This is a genomic window from Streptomyces sp. NPDC006739 (assembly GCF_042869815.1).
Lineage (GTDB): Bacteria > Actinomycetota > Actinomycetes > Streptomycetales > Streptomycetaceae > Streptomyces.
The window spans coordinates 25,650-47,923 of the sequence record NZ_JBIAGM010000028.1 but is presented as its reverse complement, the minus strand read 5'-3'; the positions used below and the strand labels follow the sequence as shown (position 1 = coordinate 47,923).

Annotated in this window: 17 protein-coding genes and 1 pseudogene; 7 read left to right on the top strand and 11 right to left on the bottom strand. The window is 70.0% G+C overall.

Annotated features, from left to right (window positions below; all coding sequences use genetic code 11):
- Positions 1-58: 58 nt before the first annotated feature.
- The 4 genes from ACFYMM_RS36635 to ACFYMM_RS36620 all read left to right on the top strand — a co-directional run bounded on the left by ACFYMM_RS36635 (position 59) and on the right by ACFYMM_RS36620 (position 6,915).
- Positions 59-2,428, top strand: a complete 2,370-nt coding sequence (locus tag ACFYMM_RS36635; RefSeq protein WP_388395061.1) for a glycoside hydrolase family 2 protein — start codon at positions 59-61, stop codon at positions 2,426-2,428.
- Positions 2,425-3,453: a LacI family DNA-binding transcriptional regulator gene (locus ACFYMM_RS36630; RefSeq protein ID WP_388395058.1), complete on the top strand. Its 1,029-nt coding sequence runs from the start codon at positions 2,425-2,427 to the stop codon at positions 3,451-3,453. The genes ACFYMM_RS36635 and ACFYMM_RS36630 overlap by 4 nt, the downstream gene beginning before the upstream one ends.
- A gap of 118 nt (positions 3,454-3,571) precedes the next feature.
- The gene (locus ACFYMM_RS36625; protein ID WP_388395056.1) at positions 3,572-4,792 is read left to right on the top strand and encodes a thiolase family protein; all 1,221 of its coding nucleotides are present in this window, start codon (positions 3,572-3,574) and stop codon (positions 4,790-4,792) included.
- On the top strand, positions 4,789-6,915 hold the full coding sequence (locus ACFYMM_RS36620; protein ID WP_388395053.1) for a 3-hydroxyacyl-CoA dehydrogenase NAD-binding domain-containing protein: 2,127 nt from the start codon (positions 4,789-4,791) through the stop codon (positions 6,913-6,915). The genes ACFYMM_RS36625 and ACFYMM_RS36620 overlap by 4 nt, the downstream gene beginning before the upstream one ends.
- Positions 6,916-6,975: 60 nt before the next feature.
- Here the strand turns inward: ACFYMM_RS36620 and ACFYMM_RS36615 are convergent, their stop codons facing one another.
- The gene (locus ACFYMM_RS36615; RefSeq protein WP_388395190.1) at positions 6,976-7,371 is read right to left on the bottom strand and encodes a hypothetical protein; all 396 of its coding nucleotides are present in this window, start codon (positions 7,369-7,371) and stop codon (positions 6,976-6,978) included.
- Positions 7,372-7,395: 24 nt separating this feature from the next.
- Positions 7,396-7,584: pseudogene (locus tag ACFYMM_RS36610) on the bottom strand (hypothetical protein); the annotation flags it as partial.
- A gap of 2 nt (positions 7,585-7,586) precedes the next feature.
- Between ACFYMM_RS36610 and ACFYMM_RS36605 the strand changes: the two are divergent.
- The 3 genes from ACFYMM_RS36605 to ACFYMM_RS36595 all read left to right on the top strand — a co-directional run bounded on the left by ACFYMM_RS36605 (position 7,587) and on the right by ACFYMM_RS36595 (position 9,775).
- The gene (locus tag ACFYMM_RS36605) at positions 7,587-7,832 is read left to right on the top strand and encodes a hypothetical protein (RefSeq protein ID WP_388395051.1); all 246 of its coding nucleotides are present in this window, start codon (positions 7,587-7,589) and stop codon (positions 7,830-7,832) included.
- Between the two features lie 553 nt (positions 7,833-8,385).
- Complete coding sequence (locus ACFYMM_RS36600) at positions 8,386-9,366, top strand: hypothetical protein (protein ID WP_388395049.1); 981 nt, start codon at positions 8,386-8,388, stop codon at positions 9,364-9,366.
- A 4-nt stretch (positions 9,367-9,370) separates the two neighbouring features.
- The gene (locus ACFYMM_RS36595) at positions 9,371-9,775 is read left to right on the top strand and encodes an NTP pyrophosphohydrolase (protein ID WP_388395046.1); all 405 of its coding nucleotides are present in this window, start codon (positions 9,371-9,373) and stop codon (positions 9,773-9,775) included.
- Positions 9,776-9,830: 55 nt separating this feature from the next.
- Here ACFYMM_RS36595 and ACFYMM_RS36590 read toward each other — a convergent pair whose 3' ends face one another.
- From ACFYMM_RS36590 to ngcE, 9 genes are all read right to left on the bottom strand, one after another.
- Positions 9,831-11,354: an amino acid permease gene (locus ACFYMM_RS36590; RefSeq protein ID WP_388395044.1), complete on the bottom strand. Its 1,524-nt coding sequence runs from the start codon at positions 11,352-11,354 to the stop codon at positions 9,831-9,833.
- Positions 11,355-11,579: 225 nt separating this feature from the next.
- Positions 11,580-13,508, bottom strand: coding sequence for a 1-deoxy-D-xylulose-5-phosphate synthase (gene dxs, locus ACFYMM_RS36585; RefSeq protein ID WP_388395042.1), 1,929 nt, complete (start codon positions 13,506-13,508; stop codon positions 11,580-11,582).
- Between the two features lie 118 nt (positions 13,509-13,626).
- Complete coding sequence (locus tag ACFYMM_RS36580; protein WP_388395040.1) at positions 13,627-14,922, bottom strand: sugar ABC transporter permease; 1,296 nt, start codon at positions 14,920-14,922, stop codon at positions 13,627-13,629.
- Positions 14,919-15,710, bottom strand: coding sequence for an ATP-binding cassette domain-containing protein (locus tag ACFYMM_RS36575; RefSeq protein WP_388395037.1), 792 nt, complete (start codon positions 15,708-15,710; stop codon positions 14,919-14,921). The genes ACFYMM_RS36580 and ACFYMM_RS36575 overlap by 4 nt, the downstream gene beginning before the upstream one ends.
- Positions 15,711-15,837: 127 nt before the next feature.
- Entirely contained in the window at positions 15,838-16,935 is a 1,098-nt protein-coding gene (locus tag ACFYMM_RS36570) for a sugar ABC transporter substrate-binding protein (RefSeq protein ID WP_388395189.1), read from the bottom strand.
- 133 nt (positions 16,936-17,068) lie between these two features.
- On the bottom strand, positions 17,069-18,280 hold the full coding sequence (locus ACFYMM_RS36565; protein WP_388395034.1) for an ROK family transcriptional regulator: 1,212 nt from the start codon (positions 18,278-18,280) through the stop codon (positions 17,069-17,071).
- A gap of 272 nt (positions 18,281-18,552) precedes the next feature.
- Positions 18,553-19,476: a carbohydrate ABC transporter permease gene (locus tag ACFYMM_RS36560; RefSeq protein WP_388395032.1), complete on the bottom strand. Its 924-nt coding sequence runs from the start codon at positions 19,474-19,476 to the stop codon at positions 18,553-18,555.
- Positions 19,477-19,479: 3 nt separating this feature from the next.
- Positions 19,480-20,406 carry a carbohydrate ABC transporter permease gene (locus ACFYMM_RS36555; RefSeq protein ID WP_388395030.1) on the bottom strand — a complete coding sequence of 309 codons (927 nt, stop codon included), beginning with the start codon at positions 20,404-20,406 and terminating at the stop codon, positions 19,480-19,482.
- A 29-nt stretch (positions 20,407-20,435) separates the two neighbouring features.
- A complete protein-coding gene (ngcE, locus tag ACFYMM_RS36550; RefSeq protein WP_388395027.1) occupies positions 20,436-21,887 on the bottom strand; it encodes an N-acetylglucosamine/diacetylchitobiose ABC transporter substrate-binding protein in 1,452 nt (483 codons plus the stop codon).
- Between the last annotated feature and the right edge of the window lie 387 nt (positions 21,888-22,274).

Genomic DNA, 22,274 nt, shown 5'->3' with positions numbered 1-22,274 from the left:
CCGCCAAGGATGTGGAAAGTACGCCCACCGCTGCCGTAGACCGGTTTAGGGAGTGCGCATGCCGGAGGTCACACCGCTCACCGAGGGCTGGACCCTGCTGCACGAGGGGAAGGCGCTGCCCGCCCGGGTGCCGGGGTGCGTGCACACCGATCTGCTCGCGGCCGGGGTGATCCCGGACCCCTTCCTGGGGCGCGCCGAGAGCGAGGTGGCGTGGGTCGGGCGGCGCGAGTGGACGTACGAGACGCGGCTGCGGGCGGGGTCGGCGCACGAGCGGACCGACCTCGTCTTCGAGGGTCTCGACACCGCCGCCGAGATCACCCTGGACGGCCGGCTCCTCGGCCGGGTGCGGAACATGCACCGCTCCTACCGCTTCGACGTCACGGGCCTCGCGGGGCGGCTGGCGGTGCGTTTCCGGTCCGCCTACGCGGAGGCCGAGGCGGTGCGCGAGCGGGTGGGCGAGCGGCCCGCCGCCTACGCCGAGCCCTACCAGTACATCCGCAAGATGGCCTGCTCCTTCGGCTGGGACTGGGGGCCCACGCTGGTGACGGCCGGAATCTGGCGGCCGGTGCGGCTTGAGCACTGGTCGACGGCCCGGATCGGCCGGGTGCGCCCGCTGGTGACCGTCGAGGACGGTCTGGGGGTCGTCGAGCTGCACGTCGAGGTCGAGCGCGGCCGGGCCGCGGCGCGGCTCGGCCTGGAGGCCCGGGTGGGCGGCCGGCGGGTGCGGGCCGAACTCGACGGGCCGGGCGCGGTGGTGCGCGTCGAGGTGCCGGACGCCGAGCTGTGGTGGCCGCGCGGATACGGTCGCCGGCCGCTGTACGACGTGGAGTTGACGCTCTCCGACGGCGAGGGGGCGCTCGACGTGTGGCGGCGCCGGGTGGGCTTTCGGACCGTGGAGCTGGACCGGCGGCCGGACGCCCACGGCACCGGGTTCACCCTGGTCGTCAACGGGGAGCGGCTGTTCGCGCGGGGGGTCAACTGGATCCCGGACGACGTGTTCCCCTCCCGCGTCACCCGCGACCGGTACCGGGAGCGGCTCGGCCAGGCGGCCGGCGCGGGCGTGGACCTGGTACGGGTCTGGGGCGGCGGGATCTACGAGAGCGAGGACTTCTACGACGTCTGCGACGAGCTGGGCCTGCTGGTCTGGCAGGACTTCCCGTTCGCCTGCGCCGCCTACCCCGAGGAACAGCCGCTGCGGGGCGAGGTGGAGGCCGAGGCGCGGGAGAACGTCGTACGGCTGATGCCGCACCCCTCGCTGGTGCTGTGGAACGGCAACAACGAGAACCTGTGGGGTTTCCGGGACTGGGACTGGGAGCGGCGGCTGGCCGGGGACTCCTGGGGCGAGGGCTACTACCTGGGCGTACTGCCGCGTGTGGTGGCCGAGGAGGACCCGACTCGGCCGTACACGGCGGGCAGCCCCTGGTCCGGCTCCTGGGACCACCATCCGAACGATCCCGCCCACGGCACGCACCACTCGTGGGAGGTGTGGAACCGGGAGGACTACGCCGACTACCGGCTGAACGTGCCGCGTTTCGTGGCCGAGTTCGGCTGGCAGGCGCCGCCCGCGTACGCCACGCTGCGGCGGGCGCTGCCCGGTGAGGACCTCGCGCCGGACTCCCCCGGCATGCTGCACCACCAGAAGGCGGACGACGGGAACGGGAAGCTGGAGCGCGGGCTGGCCCGTCATTTCGCCGTGCCCGAGGGCGACTTCGACCGGTGGCACTACCTCACCCAGGTCAACCAGGCGCGCGCCGTCGCCGCCGGGATCGAGCACTGGCGGTCCCGCTGGCCGGTGTGCGCGGGCACGGTCGTCTGGCAGCTCAACGACTGCTGGCCGGTGACCTCCTGGGCCGCGATCGACGGGGACGGGCGGGAGAAGCCGCTGTACCACGAGCTGAGGCGGCTGTACGCGGACCGGCTGGCGACCTTCCAGCGGCGCGGGGGAGCACTGGTGCTGGCGGCCGTCAACCAGTGCGCCGAGGCATGGACCGGGGTGCTGCGGCTGCGCCGGATGACCGTCGACGGGGAGGTGCTCGGGGAGGCGGGCCTGCCGCTGGCCGCCGGGCCCCGGTCGGTCGCGGACCTCGCGGTGCCGCGCGAGCTGCGGCCGCAGGGGCCGAAGGAGTTCCTGGTCGCGGACGCGGACGGGCTGCGGGCCCTGCACTTCGCGGCCGAGGACCGCGACATCCCGTACCCCCGGCCCGAGTTCGAGGTGGGCGTGGCGCCCGGCGGGGTGACGGTGACGGCCCGCACCCTCGTCAGGGACCTGCTGCTCCAGGCCGACCGGCTGGACCCGGCCGCGCGGGCCGACCGGGGGCTGGTCACGCTGCTTCCCGGCGAACGGGTCACGATCGGCGTGCGCGGCTGGAAGACTCCTGACCCGGCCGCCGCCCGGGCCGCCCTGTACTGCGTGGAGCCCACCCCATGACCGCACCCCGCGTCACCATCAAGGACGTCGCCGCGCGCGCCGGCGTCTCCAAGGGGGCCGTGTCGCTGGCCTTCAACCACAAGCCGGGGCTGTCCGAGGCGACCCGGGACCGGATCTTCGCGGCGGCCCGGGACCTGGGCTGGGCGCCCAGTCTCACCGCCCGGTCGCTGGCCGGGGCGCGGGTGGACGTGGTGGGCCTGGCGATCTGCCGGCCCGCCCACATGCTGGGCCTGGAGCCCTTCTACATGGAGTTCATCTCGGGCGTGGAGAGCGTCCTGACCGAGCACTCCTGCTCGCTGCTGCTCAGGCTCGTACGCAATCCGGAGGAGGAGGCCGGGCTGCTGGAGTCCTGGTGGAAGGGGCGGCACATCGGTGGGGCGATCCTGGTGGACTTCCGGGCGGACGACCCCCGGGTGGCGGCGGCCGAGCGGCTCCGGATACCCGTGGTGGCGGTCGGGCACCCCTCGCTGACCGGCGCTCTCACCTCCGTGTGGACCGACGACGCGACCGCCGTCACCGAGGCCGTCCGTTATCTGGCGGCGCTCGGGCACCGGCGGATCGCCCGGGTCGGCGGTGCCGCCGCGCTCGGGCACACGAACATCCGTACGGCGGCCTTCGACGAGGCCGCGCGGACGCTGGGGCTGGCCGGGGCGCTCCAGGTGGCGACCGACTACTCCGGCGAGGCGGGCGCCCGGGCGACGAGATCGCTGCTCACCGCGGCGCCCGCGGACCGGCCGACCGCGATCGTCTACGACAACGACATCATGGCGGTGGCCGGTCTCTCGGTGGCCGCCGAGATGGGCCTCAGGGTGCCCGCCGACGTGTCCCTGCTGGCCTGGGACGACTCCCAGCTGTGCCGGCTGACCCATCCGACCCTGTCGGCGATGAGCCACGACGTGCACGGATTCGGCGCGGACGCGGCCCGGACGCTGTTCGGGGTGATCATGGGAGAGGGGCCGGGCTCCCATCGGGTGCCGACGCCGGTGCTCACGCCACGGGCGTCGACGGCGCCTCCGGGGGTGTGACCTTCGCCGCTTGGAGCACCAGGGGTGGGCAGCTACATTACCCACAAGTAGCATGGGTTCTGAGCGCGCGCTCAGCGCATCGCAGCAGTGCCATCCCGCACCCTGGAGGAGAGCCATCGTGCCTCGTACCGTCAGGGACGTCGTGTTTGTCGACGGCGTCCGCACCCCGTTCGGCAAGGCGGGCCCGAAGGGCATCTACCACGAGACCCGTGCCGACGACCTCGTCGTGAAGGCGATCCGGGAGCTGCTGCGCCGCAACCCCGGCCTCGACCCGAAGAAGATCGACGAGGTCGCCATCGCCGCGACCACGCAGATCGGTGACCAGGGCCTGACCCTGGGCCGCACGGCCGGCATCCTCGCGGGGCTGCCGCAGTCGGTGCCCGGCTACTCCATCGACCGCATGTGCGCCGGCGCCCTGACCGCCGTGACCACCACCGCCGGTTCGATCGCGTTCGGCGCCTACGACGCCGTCATCGCCGGTGGCGTGGAGCACATGGGCCGCCACCCGATGGGCGAGGGCGTGGACCCGAACCCGCGCTTCGTCAGCGAGAAGCTGGTCGACGAGTCCGCCCTGTTCATGGGCATGACCGCGGAGAACCTGCACGACCGCTACCCGACGATCACCAAGCAGCGCGCGGACGAGTACGCGGTGCGCTCGCAGGAGAAGGCCGCCAAGGCGTATGCCAACGGCAAGATCCAGCAGGACCTGGTGCCGATCTCGGTGCGCCGCACCAGCCCGGAGGCCGGTGAGACGGGCTGGGGCCTGGTCACCGCCGACGAGCCGATGCGTCCGGGCACGACGCTGGAGAACCTCTCCGGCCTCAAGACCCCCTTCCGCGTGCACGGCCGGGTCACCGCCGGCAACGCGGCCGGTCTGAACGACGGCGCGACCGCCTCGATCATCGCGAGCGAGGACTTCGCCCGCGAGCACGGCCTGCCGGTCAAGATGCGCCTGGTCTCCTACGCCTTCGCGGGCGTGGAGCCGGAGGTCATGGGCTACGGCCCGATCCCGGCGACCGAGAAGGCCCTCGCCAAGGCGGGCCTGTCGATCGAGGACATCAACCTCTTCGAGATCAACGAGGCCTTCGCCGTCCAGGTGCTGGCCTTCCTGGAGCACTACGGCATCGCGGACGACGACGAGCGCGTCAACCAGTACGGCGGCGCCATCGCCTTCGGTCACCCGCTGGCCTCCTCCGGCGTCCGGCTGATGACGCAGCTGGCCCGCCAGTTCGAGGAGAAGCCCGAGGTCCGCTACGGCCTGACCACCATGTGCGTCGGCTTCGGCATGGGCGCCACGGTCATCTGGGAGAACCCGCACTTCGACGGAGGCGACAAGTGAGCACCACCGAACTCCTCAAGGGCGCGGCCGAGCTGTTCCCCGACGAGGTCGTGACGTCGGCGCACGTACGCCACCTCGACCTGCCCTTCGGCGCCGGTCGCTTCGCGCTCATCACGCTGGACAACGGCTTCGACCACACCAAGCCGACCACCTTCGGCCCGGGCTCGCTGGCGAACCTCAACACCGCCATCGACCAGGTCGAGAAGGAGGCCGCGGCCGGCGAGATCGTCGGTGTCGGCATCACGGGCAAGCCGTTCATCTTCGCGGTCGGTGCCGACCTCAAGGGCGTGGAGATCCTCAAGGATCACGACCACGCGCTCGCCATCGGCAAGGGCGGCCACGAGGTCTTCAAGCGCCTCGGCGGCCTCGCGGTCCCGACCTTCGCCTACTACAACGGCGCCGCGATGGGCGGTGGCGTCGAGGTCGGCCTGCACTGCAAGTACCGCACGGTGTCCGCGGCCCTGCCCGCCTTCTCGCTCCCCGAGGTGTTCCTCGGCCTGGTCCCCGGCTGGGGCGGCTGCACCCTGCTGCCGAACCTGATCGGCGCCGAGAAGGCCGTCTCGGTGATCATCGAGAACTCGCTCAACCAGAACAAGCAGCTCAAGGGCGCGCAGGTCTACGAACTCGGCATCGCCGACGCCCTGTTCGAGGGCGCGGACTTCCTGGAGCAGTCGCTGCTGTGGACGGCGGCCGTCCTCAAGGGCGAGATCGTCGTCGAGCGTCCGGCCGTCGACCGCGGTGAGGCCTGGGACCAGGCCGTCGCCAAGGGCCGCTTCATCGCGGACTCCAAGGTGCACGGCGCCGCTCCGGCCGCCTACCGCGCCCTGGACATCATCGAGGCCGCCAAGAACGGCGACCTCCAGCAGGGCTACGACGCCGAGGACCAGGCCCTCGCCGACCTGATCATGGGTGGCGAACTGCGCGCCGGCATCTACGCGTTCAACCTGGTGCAGAAGCGCGGCAAGCGTCCGGCGGGCGCGCCGGACAAGAACCTGGCGCGTCCGGTCACCAAGGTGGGCGTCGTCGGCGCCGGTCTGATGGCCTCCCAGCTCGCCCTGCTCTTCCTGCGCCGCCTGGAGGTGCCGGTCGTGCTGACCGACATCGACCAGGAGCGCGTCGACAAGGGCGTGGGCTACGTCCACGCCGAGATCGACAAGCTGCTCGGCAAGGGCCGCATCAACCAGGACAAGGCCAACCGCCTCAAGGCCCTGGTCACCGGTGTGCTGGACAAGGCCGAGGGCTTCTCCGACGCCGACTTCGTCATCGAGGCCGTGTTCGAGGAGATCGGCGTCAAGCAGCAGGTGTTCGCCGAGGTCGAGGCGGTCGCCCCGGCGCACGCGATCCTCGCCACGAACACCTCCTCGCTGTCCGTCTCCGAGATGGCGTCGAAGCTGAAGCACCCCGAGCGGGTCGTCGGCTTCCACTTCTTCAACCCGGTCGCGATCCTCCCCCTCCTGGAGATCGTGCGCGGCGAGCAGACCGACGACGCGTCGCTGGCCACCGCGTTCGCCGTGGCCAAGAAGCTGAAGAAGACCGCGGTCCTGGTCAAGGACGCCCCGGCGTTCGTCGTGAACCGCATCCTGACCCGCTTCATGGGCGAGATCCAGAACGTCATCGACGAGGGCACGCCGGTGGCGGTCGCGGAGCAGGCGGTGGAGCCGCTGGGCCTGCCGATGTCCCCGCTCGTCCTGCTGGAGCTGGTCGGACCCGCGATCGGCCTGCACGTCTCGGAGACCCTCAACCGGGCCTTCCCGGACCGCTTCACGGTCTCCCCGAACCTCGCGGCCGTCGTCAAGGCGGGCAAGCGCGGCTTCTACGTCTACGACAGCGGCAAGCCGGAGCTGGACCCCGAGGTCGCCGCGCTCCTGAAGCAGGGCGACAGCGTCCTGTCCGAGGAGCAGGTCCGCGAGCGCGTCCTGGACGCGGTGGCGCAGGAGATCGGGCTCATGCTCGACGAGGGCGTCGTCGCCGAGGCCCAGGACATCGACCTGTGCCTGATCACGGGTGCGGGCTGGCCCTTCCACCTGGGCGGCATCACGCCGTACCTGGACCGCGAGGGCGTCTCCGAGCGCGTGAACGGCAAGAAGTTCCTGGCTCCGGGCGTGGCGAGCGTCCCGGCGTAACGCGATCCGCTGGCTCGTACGGCGCCCGGCACACCACATGGTGTGCCGGGCGCCGGCGTGTCAGGTGCCGAGGGTCGGGCGGGCGTCCTCGACGTGGACCACCCGCAGTTCCCTGCCGTCCCGGTCGCGCCGGGACCGGCCGAGCATGCCGACGGCCAGGTGCGAGGGCTCCTCGGGGTCGTCGCCCGGCACGAAGGTGACGACGTCCGGGTGGTGCCCGGTCACCAGCCACCCCTCGCCGTTGCCGAGTTCGAGCACGCGGAAGTCACCGGCCGCGGTGGCCACCTGCACGGGGCCGAACTCCCTGAGGACGTCCACGGCCTGCGCGGCGAGGTCCGCCGCGGGCTGTTCGAGCACCACGCAGGTGCCGTGCTCGAACAGCACCCACGACTTGCCGGAACCGGTGAGGAAACGCCGCCAGGCGTCGATGAGTTTCTCGGTGTCCACGGTGGCCATCATGGCGCACTCGGGGCTTCGTGGTCACAGCCGCTTCGCGCTGCGGAACAGCCCGGCGTAGAAGCCGTTGCCGTCGATGCGGGAGACACCGCCCTTGTCGCCGATCGTGGGACCGTTCTGCTCCTTGCGGCTGGAGACGAACACCTTGTGGCCGTCGGTGTCCAGCCCCAGGTAGAGGGCGACGTGGTCGATGTGGTCGCCGGTGCGGTGGTCTGATGCCGGGGAACTTCAGGTTGTTGGAGGCGACCAGCAGCAGCTGCGGTTCGCCCGGCCAGGACAGCAGCGCGAAGGACAGCAGGCGCGTCTCGCCGTTGCGCAAGCGGACCATGCGCGGCGCGAGTCCGCCCTCGTCACCGAGGGCGGAGGTGTTCACCGAGGTCAGCGGCGCGGTCTCGCCGCGGGCCGCGACGAGTTCGCCGGCGCGGATCTCGACGACGGCGGTGCCCGTCCACTTCTGGTAGGTGCTGCCCAGCTTGTCGAGGACCGCGTCGCCGGAGAGCGGCCGGCCGGCGCTGCACAGCGCGGCGGACCGGGTGAGGTCGGTCACGGACTCGTCGACGGAGGCGCGCAGGGCGGTGGCGCCGTCCTCCGCGAAGTGCTGCTGCGAGGTCAGCACCGCCTTCGGCACACCGGCGTCGCCGGGTCGGCCCAGCACCAGCGCGGTGAGGCCGGCGAGCGACAGCAGGAGCACCGACAGGACCGCGATCGGCGGGCGGATGCCTCCGATGAGCGACATGCCGGCTCGGCGACGGGCTCGGTGCTGCCGCGCCGGGGGCGGTGACGCCAAGGGAGGGTCCTCTCACGGTCTTCGGGTGCTCGGGGCCGCCTGTGGCACAGGTGGACCCGCAGCACTGAGACAGGTAAGAGATTTACAAGGTTGCTTACTTACTTATGTGATCTGAACGACAGCGGCCCTGATGCGATCAGGACAGCTCGGTCAGCGGCCTCAGGGCGTCCTCGGCCGCGCCGCGGTGGGGCCTTCGGGCCTGTTCACCGGGATATCTTGATACGACCATGAGAGCCACCCGATCGCGCATCATGACGATCGCGACACTTCTGCTGGTCGCCGCCGGTCTCGCCGGTGGCCTGACCGCGCTGCTGCTCCACGCCACCCGCGACCGGGGCACGAGCACCGCGGCACCCCCCTCGGACCGAGGTGGCGGACAGGTCGACCTGGCGAGCGAAGTGGCGGACTACACCAGCCGGTTCGGCCCGGACCACGGCTACCGGCAGCCCGGTGACGCGGATCGCACGGCCATCGCCGAAGGCGTCGGCCTGCTCCTGGACGGCCGCCGCGCACAGGCCGAACGGCTGCTCTCCGGACGCGACTTCACGGTACGCACGATCCTCGACCGGGTGTCCGGGCACCGCTACGCCGAAGTGGCCGACCGCACCGACGCCTCCGACGCACCGCGCGGCTGGGGACGGGTCTACCTCGACCTGGAGCACCGTCCGCGCTGGTCGGTCCAGGTCCCGCACCCGGTCGCCGACCTGCACACCGAGCAGCTGGGCGTGCGTGTCCTGCGCGCCTCCCCGGGCGGGGTTCTGGTGATCGCGGGCGCCCATCGCAAAGCGGGGCAGGGGAATTCGGCGGACGTGGCGCACCGCCAGGACACCGTCTTCTACGCCATCTGCGCCGAGCTGGTCCGCCGCGGCCTGCCCGGGGTCCAGCTGCACGGCATGGCCGCCTCCGCCGCCCCGGGCTACGACGTGGTCGCCTCCACCGGCGCCGGGACGGCGGGCCGCCCGGACGGCGGTCTGCTGGCCGACGCCCTGGGCGCGCGCGGCTTCCGGGTGTGCCGGGCCTGGGTCCGCGACTGCCCGCTGGAGGGTCAGGAGAACATGGAGGGCCGGGCCGCCGAGGCCGCCCGTGTTCCGTTCCTGCACGTCGAGTTCGCCCCCGGGGTGCGGGCCGGCGGGCAGGCCGCCGAGCGCGCGGCCTCCGCCGTCGGCGCGGTCACCCGGCGCTGGGCGACGGCGCCTGTGACAACCTGAGGACATGGCGGACGACCGAGACACCCCGGACGGCACGGACCGGACCGCTCCCCTGCCGCTGCTCGTCGTGGACGGCGCGAACGTCGTCGGGTCGCGTCCGGACGGCTGGTGGCGGGACCGCCGGGGGGCCGCCGAGCGGCTACGGGACCGGCTGGCCGCCGAAGGGCTGCCGGGCCGGGCCGAGGCCATGGAGATCGTGCTGGTCGTGGAGGGCGCCGCCCGTGGGGTGGAGTCCGTGCCGGGGGTACGGGTGGAGTCGGCGCCCGGCAGCGGGGACGACCGGATCGTGGAACTGGTGGCTCACGACTTGGGCCGGCCGCGCCTGGTGGTCACGGCCGACCGCGAACTGCGACGCCGGGTGACCGGACTGGGCGCCGAGGTGACCGGCCCCCGGGCCGTCCTCGGCTGATCCGTCCGGAATCCGGCGGGCAGGGTTCGGGGCCGGTGCCGGCAGGCCGGGTACGTTACGGCGTGTTGCCCTTCGGGGAGGGGGCGGACCCGTCGGCGGCGGCCTCCTCCCGCCGGCCCAGTCGGCTGTGCGAGTGGCCGTAGAGGAAGTACACGGCGAAGCCGATCACCATCCAGATGGCGAACCGGAGCCAGGTCTCGGCCGGCAGGTTCACCATCAGCCACAGGGTGGCGAGCACGGAGACGACCGGCAGCACCGGCACGAACGGCGTGCGGAAGGAGCGGGGCAGGTCGGGCCGGGTACGGCGGAGGATGATCACGCCGAGGGCGACCACGACGAAGGCGAACAGCGTGCCGATGTTCACCAGGTCGGCCAGCGCGCTCAGGCTGGTGAAGCCGGCCAGGATCGCGATGACCACGCCCAGCAGGATGGTCGGCCGGTGCGGGGTCTTGAACCGGGGGTGGACGTGGGAGAAGAAGCGGGGCAGCAGTCCGTCCCGGCTCATCGCGAAGAAGACCCGCGTCTGGCCGAGCAGCAGGATCATGCAGACGGTGGTCAGACCCACGGCGGCGCCGAAGCTGATCACACCGGCGAACCAGGGGTGCCCGGTGGCCTTGAACGCGTCGGCGAGCGGGGCGTCCAGGGACAGCTTGGTGTAGTGCTCCATGCCGGTGACCACGATGGACACCGCCACGTACAGGGCGGTGCAGATGACGAGGGAGCCCAGGATGCCGCGCGGCATGTCCCGCTGCGGGTTCCTGGTCTCCTCGGCCGCGGTCGCCACGACGTCGAAGCCGATGAAGGCGAAGAAGACGACCGAGGCGGCGGTGAAGATGCCCAGCACACCGAAGTTGGACGGCGCCCAGCCGGCCATCAGCTGGAGCAGCGGCGCCTTGAGGTTGCCGCCGGCCTGCACCGGCTCGGACTTGGGGATGAACGGCGAGTAGTTGCCGGACTTGACGAAGAAGGCGCCCGCGACGATCACGATGAGCACGACGGCCACCTTGACGGCGACGACCACCTCGGTGACCCGCGCGGACAGCTTCATGCCGAGGACGAGGATGCCGGTGAGGACCAGGACCAGGGCCGCGGCGAGGATGTCGAAGCCGAAGCCGTGGGCTCCGTCCCGGCTGCCGAGGTAGGCGGGCAGGTGCCAGCCCGCGTTGTCCAGCAGCGAGCGGATGTAGCCCGCCCAGCCGACGGCCACCACCGCCGTGCCGAGCGCGAACTCCAGCACCAGGTCCCAGCCGATGATCCAGGCGGGCAGTTCACCGAGGGAGGCGTACGAGAACGTGTACGCGGATCCGGCCACCGGGAGGGTGGAGGCGAACTCCGCGTAGCACAGCGCGGCGAGGGCGCAGACGACGCCGGCCACGACGAAGGCCAGGGAGACCGCCGGGCCCGCGTTCTCCTTGGCCACCTTGCCGGTCAGGACGAAGATGCCGGTGCCGATGATGACGCCGACGCCGAAGACGGTCAGGTCGAGCGCGGACAGGGATTTCCTGAGCGCGTGCTCGGGCTCCTCGGTGTCGCGGATGGACTGCTCGACCTTCTTCGTCCGGAAGAGGGTGCTGCTCACGGGCGGACCTCCCACGCTCGGCGTCCTCGACATGATCGAGAGGGGGCGTGGTACGTATGCCCCGGCGCGGCCCGATTCACGCAGATGGGCCGGTTTCCCCACCCCCCGCGGCGGGGAAACCGGCCCGTCCGGACGGCTCGTGGGCCGGTCCGGCCGGTCCGGTCGCGGCGCTAGTGCTGCGACCGGAAAGGTTCACCGGCTCGCCAAACCTTTCCGGTCACAGCACTAGTCGCGGGCGGTTTCCACCGAGTCGACCTCGGCCGCCGCGCTGGTGTACCTGCCGTCCAGCCGGGAGACCAGGCCGGTGACCTGGCGGGCGATGGCGGGGGCGGTCAGCCCGATCTCGGTCATCACCTCGGCGCGGGAGGCGTGGTCGAGGAAGCGGGGCGGGATGCCGAAGTCGCGCAGCGGCACGTCGACGCCCGCGTCCCTGAGGGCCTGGGCGACGGCCGAGCCGACGCCGCCGACGCGGCTGTTGTCCTCGACGGTGACGACCACCCGGTGCCGCTCGGCGAGCGGTGCCATGGCCTCGTCGACCGGCTTGACCCAGCGCGGGTCGACGACGGTGGTGGAGATGCCCTGCTGGTCGAGGAGGGCGGCGATCTCCAGGCACATGGGGGCCAGGGCGCCCACGGAGACCAGGAGCACGTCCGGGCGGTCGGTGCCCGGCTCGCGCAGCACGTCCATGCCGCCGACGCGTCCGACGGCCGGTACGGCGGGGCCGACGGCGCCCTTGGAGAAGCGCACCACGGTCGGCGCGTCGTCCACCTCGACGGCCTCGCGCAGCTGGGCGCGGACCTGGTCGGCGTCGCGCGGGGCGGCCAGCCTGAGGCCCGGTACGACCTGGAGGATGGACATGTCCCACATGCCGTTGTGGGAGGCGCCGTCGGTGCCGGTGACGCCGGCCCGGTCCAGCACGAAGGTGACACCGCACTTGTGCAGGGCCACGTCCATCAGCACCTGGTCGAAGGCACGGTTGAGGAAGGTGGCGTAGACGGCGAAGACCGGGTGCACTCCGGCGTGCGCCAGGCCGGCCGCGGAGACGGCGCCGTGCTGCTCGGCGATGCCGACGTCGTAGATCCGGTCGGGGAAGGTGTCCGCGAACTTCTTCAGGCCGACGGGCTGCAGCATCGCCGCCGTGATGGCCACGATGTCCTCGCGCTCCTGGCCGAGGCGGACCATCTCGTCGCCGAAGACGGAGGTCCAGTCGGCGCCGGAGGCCTTGACGGGCAGGCCAGTGTCGGGGTGGATGGGGCCGATGCCGTGGAAGCGGTCCGCCTCGTCCTGGAGGGCGGGCTGGTAGCCGCGGCCCTTCTCGGTCAGGCAGTGCACGATCACCGGGCCACCGAACCGCTTGGCGCGGGCCAGCGCCGACTCCAGCGCCTCGATGTCGTGGCCGTCGATCGGGCCGACGTACTTGAGGCCGAGGTCCTCGAACATGCCCTGCGGGGCGATGAAGTCCTTCAGCCCCTTCTTGGCGCCGTGCAGGGTCTCGTACAGCGGCTTGCCGACGACCGGGGTGCGGTCGAGGATGTCCTTGGTCCGGGCGAGGAAGCGCTCGTAGCCGTCGGTGGTGCGCAGGGTCGCCAGGTGGTTGGCGAGGCCGCCGATGGTCGGGGCGTAGGAGCGCTCGTTGTCGTTGACGACGATGACGAGCGGGCGGTCCTTGGCCTCGGCGATGTTGTTCAGCGCCTCCCAGGCCATGCCGCCGGTCAGGGCGCCGTCACCGATCACGGCGACGACGTGGCTGTCCCGCCGCAGCAGTTCGTTGGCCTTGGCGATGCCGTCGGCCCAGCCCAGCACCGTGGAGGCGTGGCTGTTCTCGATGACGTCGTGCTCGGACTCGGCCTGCGAGGGGTAGCCGGACAGGCCGCCCTTCATCTTCAGCCGGGAGAAGTCCTGCCGGCCGGTGAGCAGTTTGTGCACGTAGGACTGGTGGCCCGTGTCCCACAGCACCTTGTCCCTCGGGGAGTCGAAGACACGGTGCAGGGCGATCGTCAGTTCCACGACACCGAGGTTGGGGCCGAGGTGGCCGCCGGTCTTGGAGACGGCGTCGACGAGGAAGCTCCGGATCTCCCCTGCCAGCTGGTCCAGCTCCTCCAGGCTGAGCCGGTCCAGATCGCGCGGTCCCGTGATGCGGGTCAGCAGCGGCACCCGTGCCTCCTTGCAGTAAAAGCTGATCGAGCTGTTGCCGGGCCAGTCGAGTCTAAGACAGGCCGGTGCCCGGTACCTCGAAGGCACCGGGCACCGGGCGTACCTGAGGGCTGCGGCGCTACGCGCGGCCCGCGGTCTTCTGCGTCTTGCGGGTCACCGCGTCGATGACCACGGTCGCCAGCAGCACGCCACCGGTGATCATGTACTGGACCGGCGAGGCGATGCCCTCCAGGGCGAGGCCGTACTGGATCGAGACGATCACCAGCACACCGAGGAGCGCGTTCCAGGTGCGGCCGCGGCCGCCGAAGAGGGACGTGCCACCGATCACGGCCGCCGCGATGGCGTTCATCAGCAGGTCACCGCCGCCCGCGCCCTGGTTGGCGGAGGCGATCTTGGAGGCGATGAACAGGCCGCCGACGGCCGCGAACGTACCGGAGATCGCGAAGACCGAGATCCGGATCATGTCGACGTTGATACCGGCACGCCGGGAGGCCTCGACGCTGCCGCCGAGGGCGAAGATCTTCCGGCCGAAGGGCGTGCGGCGCAGCACGAAGTCGGTGACGAGCAGCACACCGACGAAGATGACCACGGCCAGCGGCAGGCCCTTGTACTGGTTGAACATGATCGCCGCGGCGAACGCGACGACGGCCAGCAGCGCGGTGCGCAGGATGGTCTCGCTGAGCGGCTTCGAGGGCACCCCGGCGGCCTCGCGGCGCTTGTTGCCGAAGTAGGCGCTGAGGAAGTACAGCACCGTCACCGCGATGGCGAGCCCGTAGGCGGCGGCCACGTCGGAGAAGTAGTACGTCGTCAGCGAGGCGACCATGCCGTTGCTGTCGAGGTTGATCGTGCCGTTGTCGCCCAGGATCTTCAGCATGAAGCCGTTCCAGAACAGCAGACCGGCCAGGGTGACGGCGAACGCGGGCACGCCGATCTTCGCGAAGACCACGCCGTGGATGGCGCCGGCGACGGTGCCGGTGAGGATGGCCAGGACGAAGGCCACCCACTCGCTCATGCCGTGCGTGACGTTCAGCACGGCGAAGGTGGCGCCGGCGACGCCGGAGACGGAGCCGACCGACAGGTCGATCTCGCCGAGCAGCAGCACGAACACGATGCCGACGGCGATCATGCCCGTGCCCACCATGGCGATGGAGATGTCGGAGAGGTTGTTCGCCGTCAGGAAGTTGGAGTTCAGGCTCTGGAAGATGATCCAGATGATCGCCAGACCGATGACGACCGGGATGGAGCCCAGGTCACCGGCCTTCACCTTCCGCTTGAACTCGGTGACGTAGCCCGCGAAGCCCTGTTCGCGCACCAGCAGGCGGGGGTCGACCACGGTCGCCGCGCCGGCGGCCGCCTCGGGGTTCTCCACCACGCGGTCCTGCTCGGGCGTGGGAGTCTTCTCGATCTTGCTCACTTCTTGATCTCCCCGTTGCTGCGCGCCGCACGACGGGTCACGGCGTTGTCCGTGGCGCCGGTGATGGCGGAGATGATCTCTTCCTGCGAGGTCGACTTGACCTCGAAGACGCCGTTGTTGCGCCCCAGACGCAGTACCGCCACCTTGTCGGCGACGGCCTTCACGTCGGCCATGTTGTGGCTGATGAGGACCACGGCGTGACCACGTTCCCGCAGCCGCTCCACGAGGTCGAGGACCTGGGCGGTCTGCTCGACGCCCAGAGCGGCGGTGGGCTCGTCGAGGATGACCAGCTTGGGCTCGCCCAGCATGGAGCGGGCGATGGCCACGGTCTGACGCTGACCGCCGGAGAGCGAGGCGATCGGGATACGGACGCTGGGGATGCGGATCGACAGCGTGTTCAGCAGTTCGAGCGAGCGGCGCTCCATCTCGACCTCGTCGAGGACGCCGTACTTGCGGACCTCACGGCCCAGGTACAGGTTGCCGACGACATCGATGTTGTCGCACAGCGCCAGATCCTGGTACACCGTCGCGATGCCCAGGTGCTGGGCGTCGTGCGGCCTGTTGATCTGGACGGCCTTGCCTTCCCACTCGATGACGCCTTCATCGATGGGGTGCACGCCGGCGATCGTCTTGACCAGCGTGGACTTTCCGGCGCCGTTGTCGCCCACCAGGGCGACCACTTCACCGGCGTGGACCTCAAGCTCTACGTCGGTGAGCGCCTGAACGGCACCGAACCGCTTGGAGACCCCGCGCAACGCCAGCACGGGCGTAGCGGACACGTGAACCATCTCCTTCGCCGCCTGACCCGGCGGGAGGTTGTGCAGAAGAGTATGGGGGTCCGTCCGGCGCCCCGCGGCGAGCTTGCGGGGCTGTCTGATGCGCGGGGCGCCGGAGGAGATGTGGGGCGACTCGGTGCTACTTGAGACCGATCTTGTCGCAGTCCGCCTTGTACTGGGCCGTGCAGATGTCGCTGACCGTGTAGATGCCGTCCTTGATGACGGTGTCCTTGATGTTGTCCTTGGTCAGGGAGTAGACCGGGATGATCTTCGCCGGGATGCCCTTGTTGGTCGGGCTGTCGACCGTGCCGGTGGCGACGGAGCTGAGCGGCTTGCCCTGGGCGGCGTCGACGGCCATCTCGGCGACCGCGTTGGCCTCCGTCGGGTACGGCTTGTAGACGCTCATGTACTGGGTACCGGCGACGATGCGCTGGACACCGGTGAGCGCCGCGTCCTGGCCGGTGACCGGGACGTTGAGGCCCGCAGCCTTGAGGGCGGTGATGATACCGCCGGCCATGTCGTCGTTGGCGGAGTAGACGCCGACGATGTTCTGCTTGCCGACGGCCGAGATCGCGGCCTCCATGTTGGAGTTGGCGTTCACCGGGTTCCAGTCCTTGGTGTCGTAGGACTTGCCGATGTTCACCTTGCCGTTGAGGACGGAGAGGGCGCCCTGCTTGAACTGGGCGGCGTTCGGGTCGGTGATCGACCCGTTCATCATCACGATCTTGCCCGACTTGGCCTTGGAGCCGAGGGCGGTGAGCAGGGCCTGGCCCTGGGTCTTGCCGACGGTGGCGTTGTCGAAGGACGTGTAGCCGCTGATCGGGCCCTGCGCCAGGCGGTCGTAGGCGATGACCGGGATGCCGGCGTCGTGGGCCTTCTGCACGGAGTTCTTGATGGCGACGTAGTCCACCGCGTCCACGATCAGCACGTCGACCTTCTGCGTGATCATGGTCTCGACCTGCTGGTTCTGCACCGTCGCGTCCTGCTTGGCGTTGGCGTAGACGACCTCGCCCTTGCCGTTGGTCAGGTCCTTGACCTTCTTCTCGATCAAGGGCCGGTCGAACTTCTCGTACCGCGCGGTCGTGTTCTCCGGCAGGAGCAGACCGACCTTGATGTTGTCGCCCTTCTTCGGGGACGACGAGGCAGAACTCTTGTTGCCGGACTCCTTCGCGCTGCCACAGGCGGCGAGAGAGACGGCCATCGCACCCGCGGCAACGGCAAAGGCGGCACGACGCATACGCGTGTTCACTTCAGAAACCTCCCTGACGAGGCCGCGACGTTGCGGCCGAGGTGGCTGGAAGTCAACTCGGCCACACGTGCGACGTCAAGAAGTAAATCCTTAACGAGATGGCAACGGTGCCATCCGTTTTCTAAGTGAAGGCAGGGGCGGCCACCGGGAGTGCCCCGGCAATGGAGCCGTCCAAAAGGGTCGAATCGCCCATCTCACTGAGGGCGAGGGCGAGCGCGCCGAGCACCTCGGCACGGCCCCCGAGGGCCCCCGGCAGGACCGACAACCGGCGCGCCGCGCTGGGGATGGCGTACCGGCCGACGGACTCCCTGATGGGCCCGAGCACCAGTTCCCCGGCCTCGGCGAGGTCGCCGCCCAGCACCACCCTGCTCGGGTTCAGCAGGTTGCAGAGATTGGCCACTCCGCTGCCGATGTGGCGGCCGACGTCGGCGATCACCCGGCGGCAGCCCGGGTCGCCGTCCCTGGCCAGCCGTACGACGCCCTCCATCGTGAGGTCGGTGCCGTGGCTGGACTGGAGCAGCGGCAGGACGTAGCGCGCCGCCGCGAAGGTCTCCAGGCAGCCGCGGTTCCCGCAACGGCAGACCGGGCCGGCTTCGTCGAGTGTGATGTGTCCGATTTCTCCGGCCGTGCCGCCCGGGCCGCGGTAGATCTTGCCGTTGATCACCAGACCGGCGCCGACACCGCTGGCGACCTTGATGTAAGCAAGATCACGCACGCCCTTCCCGCTGCCCCAGACCAGCTCGCCCAGGGCGCCGAGGTTGGCGTCGTTGTCCACGTGCACGGGCACGCCGAGACGTCCGCGCAGCTCCTCGGCGGGCTTGGTGCCGGTCCAGCCGGGCAGGATGGCGGTCGACCCCAGGGTCCCCGACTCCACGTCGATGGGACCGGGCACGCCCAGGCCCACCCCGGCGATCTTCGACCGGTCGACGCCCGTTGCCGCGATCAGGCGGTTGACCAGCTCTTCCGCCCGGTCGAAGCCCTGGGTGGAGGAGGCGTCGACGTCCAGCGGCTCGGACTCCTCGGCGAGCACCTGGTGGGCGAGGTTCCCGATCGCCACGCGCAGGTGGGTGTGTCCGAAATCGACGCCGATCACAATGCCGGCGTCCCCGCTGAGCGAGACGCTGCGGGCCCTGCGCCCGCCCGCCGAGGTCGGTGTGACCTCGACGGTGCCGCCGTCCTTCAGTTCCCGCACGATGTTGGAGACCGTCGCGGCGGACAGCCCGGTCGTCCGCGCGATCTCCGCCTGCGTGAGCGACCCGGCCAGCCGCACCGCTCGTACGACTCGTTCCAGGTTGGCTCGGTGCAGCGACGACTGCGACCCCGGAGTCTCCATCGACCCATCCACTCCCGCCATCGGCCGGGCGGCCCCTGCGCCGCCCGTGGCCCAGGTCACATCCACGGAACCGGGCCACTTACAAGTTATGAACTCCAAGCTCTGCTGAACGGGTTACCGCAGTCAAGTCCTTGACGGAAATCGCTGTCACTTCGGTAGTACCGCCATGGACACCTCCGTGCCACCCGGGGGCCACCTCCGGCGGCTAGGGAACTGGAGTTCGAATTGCTAAGGCGAAGGGAGGAACGGCGGAGCGCCGGGGCGCCCCGCCCCTACTTCAGCGCCCCCGCCGTCAGCCCCGCGACCACCTGCCGCTGGAACACGACGTACGCCGCCAGCACCGGCAGCATCGCCATCACCAGGCCCGCGAACAGACCCGACCAGTCACCCTTGTAGCCCTGGCTGGCGGCCAGCTGGACCAGGCCCTGGGTGAGGACGCGCTTGTCGGGATCGGTGTTGAGCACGGTGGGGAGCATGTACTGGTTCCACTGGCCCAGGAAGTTGAAGATCCCCACGCTGATCAGGCCGGGCCTGGCCATCGGGAGCATGATCTGGAAGAAGGTCCGGGTGTGCGACGCGCCGTCCACGAAGGCCGCCTCCGCCACCGAGGTGGGCAGCGTCCGGAAGAACGCCGTCAGGAAGAAGACGGTGAACGGCAACGAGTACGCGATGTAGACCAGGATCAGTCCGTGGATCGTGTTCAGCAGCCCCATGTTGTTCACGACGTAGAACAGCGGGACCAGCGCCAGCATGATCGGGAAGCTCATGCCTCCGACGAACAGGTAGTAGATGAACCGGTTGCCCGGGAAGTCGAAGCGGGCCAGGACGTACGCCGCCATCGAGCCCAGCACGAGCGTGCCGATCAGTGAACCGCCCACCACCAGAACGGTGTTGAGGAAGTAGTCGCTCATGTTCGCGTCGGTCCAGGCCCGCGCCCAGTTGCCGAAGTGCAGTTTTCCCGGCAGCGACCAGGGCGAGCTGAAGATGGAGTTGTCGTCCTTGAAGGACGTCATCACCGCCCACACCAGCGGCATCACCACCATGATCGCCCAGATGACCAGGATGCCGTGGGAGAAGGCGTTGAGGACGCCCCCTTCCCTCTTCGGCCGGGCGGGCGCGGGCGCGGGTGCGCCGGCCTTCGCGACCGGGGCGCCGGACTCGGCCGGCCGGGGCCCGGGGGTCTGCGTCGTCTCCATCAGTCAGAACTCCAGCCGCTCGCGGCGGCCCAGCCGCATCACGACCGCGGCGAAGGCGAGCGTGACGACGAGGAGGGCGACGCCGATGGTGGTGGCGTAGGCGGCCTGACCGTCCCGGAACGCCTTCTGGTACACGTACAGGACCATGACGGTGGTCGAGTAGTCGGGCCCGCCCGGTCCGGTCGTCATGATCTGTACGACCGCGAACGACTCTGCGCCGAGCGCGAGGATCCCCATGTAGACCCAGCCGGACTGCACCGTGTCCCACAGCAGCGGCAGGGTGATCCGGAAGAAGGTGGCGGCGCGCCCGGCGCCGTCCAGCAGCGCCGCCTCGTACAGGTCCGCCGGGATCGACGCCATGCCCGCCGAGAACAGCACCACGAAGAAGCCGACCGTGGACCACACCAGCACCGCCATCACGCACCACAGTGCGAGACCCGGGTCGCCCAGCCACAACGGCTGGACATGGCCGAGACCGATTCCCCTGAGCAGTGAGTTGATCGCGCCGCTGTCCGGGTTGTACGCGAAGGCGAACAACAGCGAGACGATCGCGATGGACAGGACCTGGGGAAAGAAATACACGATCTTGTAGAAGGAGGAGCCCCGGACACCCGAGATCACGGGGCCGCCCCTTCTCCGCCGTCCGCCCACATTGATCATGAAGGCGAGGAAGAGCGCCAGACCGAGTGTCACCAGGGGCAGCACCAGGGCGAAGAGGAGGCTGTGCTGCAGCGACTTCCAGAAGATGTCGTCGTTGAACATCCTCCGGTAGTTGTCGAAGCCGACCATCTTGAATTCGGGGCTGAGGCCGGTCCAGTCCGTGAACGAGTAGTAGATGGACTGGATGAACGGCCACACCACGAAGAGCGCGTACAGTCCCAGGGGCAGCGCCAGAAACCCCACGATGAACCGGTACTTGCCGTGCTGCATCGCCACTCCGGTGCTGATGAGGATTCCGGTTACTGGTGCTTGTAGTGCTTGATCGTCGTGTCCTTGGCGGTCTCGTCGGCGTAACCCTGGATCTTCTTGACGGCCTCCGCCGGAGTGAGGCGGCCGGCCATCATCTCGCCGAGACCGCCCACCCCGATCTTCTCCTTCTGCAGCTGCACGTACCAGTCCTGCAGACGCGGATTCACCACGTTGGATCCGGCCTTCTGCAGCGCCGCCACGCCCGACTTCAGCCCCGGGGTGAGCGTGATGCCCGTGGTCCCGCCGTTGTACGCGGTCAGAGACTTCACCTTGGCGGTGAAGTTCTTCGAGGACGCCTCGGAGAGCATGATGCGCAGCTGCTCCATGCCGCCCGCCGCGTTCGCCGCCTTGGCCGGCACGATGAACGGCTCGCCGCCGGAGGCCCAGATGGTGCCGAACGGCATCTTGTCCGAGCCGTCGATGCCGGTGGGCGCGGAGACCGCGAGGTCGAAGTCGGCCGGGATGACGTTCGCCGACTCGTTCTCCACCCAGGAGCCGTTCGGGATGAACAGCGCCTTGCCCTTGGCCCAGGCGGTCTGCGACTGGATGTGGTCCAGGCCCGGGGTGCCCTGGAGGATGTAGCCCTTCTTGTACAGCTCGTAGTACGCCTCGAAGCAGGCCTTGACCGCCGGGTGCTTCCAGGCGTTCGGCTCCAGGTTGTCGATGGCGTCCAGCACCTCCCGGCCGCCGACCTTGCCGATCATCGGATAGAGCGAGAAGGGGAGGTAGTACGGGTACTTGCCCGCGTACGTCCAGCCCGCCATCCCCTTCTTCCTGGCCTTCTCGCACACCGCGAGCATCTGGTCCCAGGTCTCGGGGTACTGCTCGTCCAGCGAGTCCAGCGCCTTCTGGGAGTACCAGACGCCGTACACCGTGTACGCGTAGTACAGGATCCACACCGGGGCGCCGTCGAACTGGCCCATCTCCACGATGCCGGGACGCAGCGTGTCGCGGACCTTCTTCTTCGGGTCGTCGTAGGACGGCGCGTCCAGCAGCGGGGTGAGGTCCGCCAGCTGCTTCTTTCCGACGAGCACACCCATGTCCATCTGCTCGGCGCCGGAGTTGTCGATGAGGTCCGGCGGGTTGCCCTGGTTGAAGCGGGGCTGGAGGGTGGACTGGATCTTCTGGGTGGCGGAGAACTTCACCTTCGCCTTCGGGAAGTCCTTTTCGTAGATCTTGACCGCGTCCTGGGCGTACTCCTTGCCGAAGCCGCCGTCGAAGAGGACGAATTCCATCTGCGCGGTGTCGTTGACGGCGAGGGGGTTCTTCGCGGTCTTCTTGCCCGCCTTGTCCTTGGTCTGGCCGCCGCCACCACTGCTGGCACAGGCGGAGAGGAAGCCGGCGGACGGAAGCGAAATCAGGCCGAGCGCGGCGGACCGCTTGATCAGATCACGGCGGCCGACGCCCTCGCCACCGTGGTGCGCTGCGGAAGTGGATCCCATGCTCAAGTCCTCGCCTTCTCCAGGACTCAGGCGGTGAACCGGATCCTTGCCGGCACCGCGGTCGGGTAGTGCGGGTCGTGCAGGAAACGCCGACAGGTATAGTCCACTTCCGGTCGGCGGAGCAAGGCGGAACGCAAGGTTGACCACGGGCTTTTCCGAAGTGAGACCTCGCGGAAATATGGCCGTCCGGCAGATGCCGGACCGGAGAAATTCGCGACACAGGCCCCTGAATGCCACATCCAACGCCCTTGACATCAAGGGGCACTTGACCACTACTGGTTCCTGCGCAGCGAAGTTGACAACGTTGTCCAGCGCGCAGGGAAGGTACCCGTTTTGACGCAGCGGAGAACTCGGCTCGGATACGGTCCGGCGGTCGTCCTCACGGCC

What these genes read in the sequence shown, in the direction of transcription:
- ACFYMM_RS36635 (WP_388395061.1), top strand. Translation starts at nt 59, where the DNA reads ATGCCGGAGGTCACACCGCTCACCGAGGGCTGGACCCTGCTGCACGAG.
- ACFYMM_RS36630 (WP_388395058.1), top strand. Translation starts at nt 2,425, where the DNA reads ATGACCGCACCCCGCGTCACCATCAAGGACGTCGCCGCGCGCGCCGGC.
- ACFYMM_RS36615 (WP_388395190.1), bottom strand. Translation starts at nt 7,371, where the DNA reads ATGGCCACCGTGGACACCGAGAAACTCATCGACGCCTGGCGGCGTTTC.
- ACFYMM_RS36605 (WP_388395051.1), top strand. Translation starts at nt 7,587, where the DNA reads ATGCCGGGGAACTTCAGGTTGTTGGAGGCGACCAGCAGCAGCTGCGGT.
- ACFYMM_RS36600 (WP_388395049.1), top strand. Translation starts at nt 8,386, where the DNA reads ATGAGAGCCACCCGATCGCGCATCATGACGATCGCGACACTTCTGCTG.
- ACFYMM_RS36595 (WP_388395046.1), top strand. Translation starts at nt 9,371, where the DNA reads ATGGCGGACGACCGAGACACCCCGGACGGCACGGACCGGACCGCTCCC.
- ACFYMM_RS36575 (WP_388395037.1), bottom strand. Translation starts at nt 15,710, where the DNA reads ATGGTTCACGTGTCCGCTACGCCCGTGCTGGCGTTGCGCGGGGTCTCC.
- ACFYMM_RS36570 (WP_388395189.1), bottom strand. Translation starts at nt 16,935, where the DNA reads ATGCGTCGTGCCGCCTTTGCCGTTGCCGCGGGTGCGATGGCCGTCTCT.
- ACFYMM_RS36565 (WP_388395034.1), bottom strand. Translation starts at nt 18,280, where the DNA reads ATGGAGACTCCGGGGTCGCAGTCGTCGCTGCACCGAGCCAACCTGGAA.
- ACFYMM_RS36560 (WP_388395032.1), bottom strand. Translation starts at nt 19,476, where the DNA reads ATGGAGACGACGCAGACCCCCGGGCCCCGGCCGGCCGAGTCCGGCGCC.
- ACFYMM_RS36555 (WP_388395030.1), bottom strand. Translation starts at nt 20,406, where the DNA reads ATGCAGCACGGCAAGTACCGGTTCATCGTGGGGTTTCTGGCGCTGCCC.
- ngcE (WP_388395027.1), bottom strand. Translation starts at nt 21,887, where the DNA reads ATGGGATCCACTTCCGCAGCGCACCACGGTGGCGAGGGCGTCGGCCGC.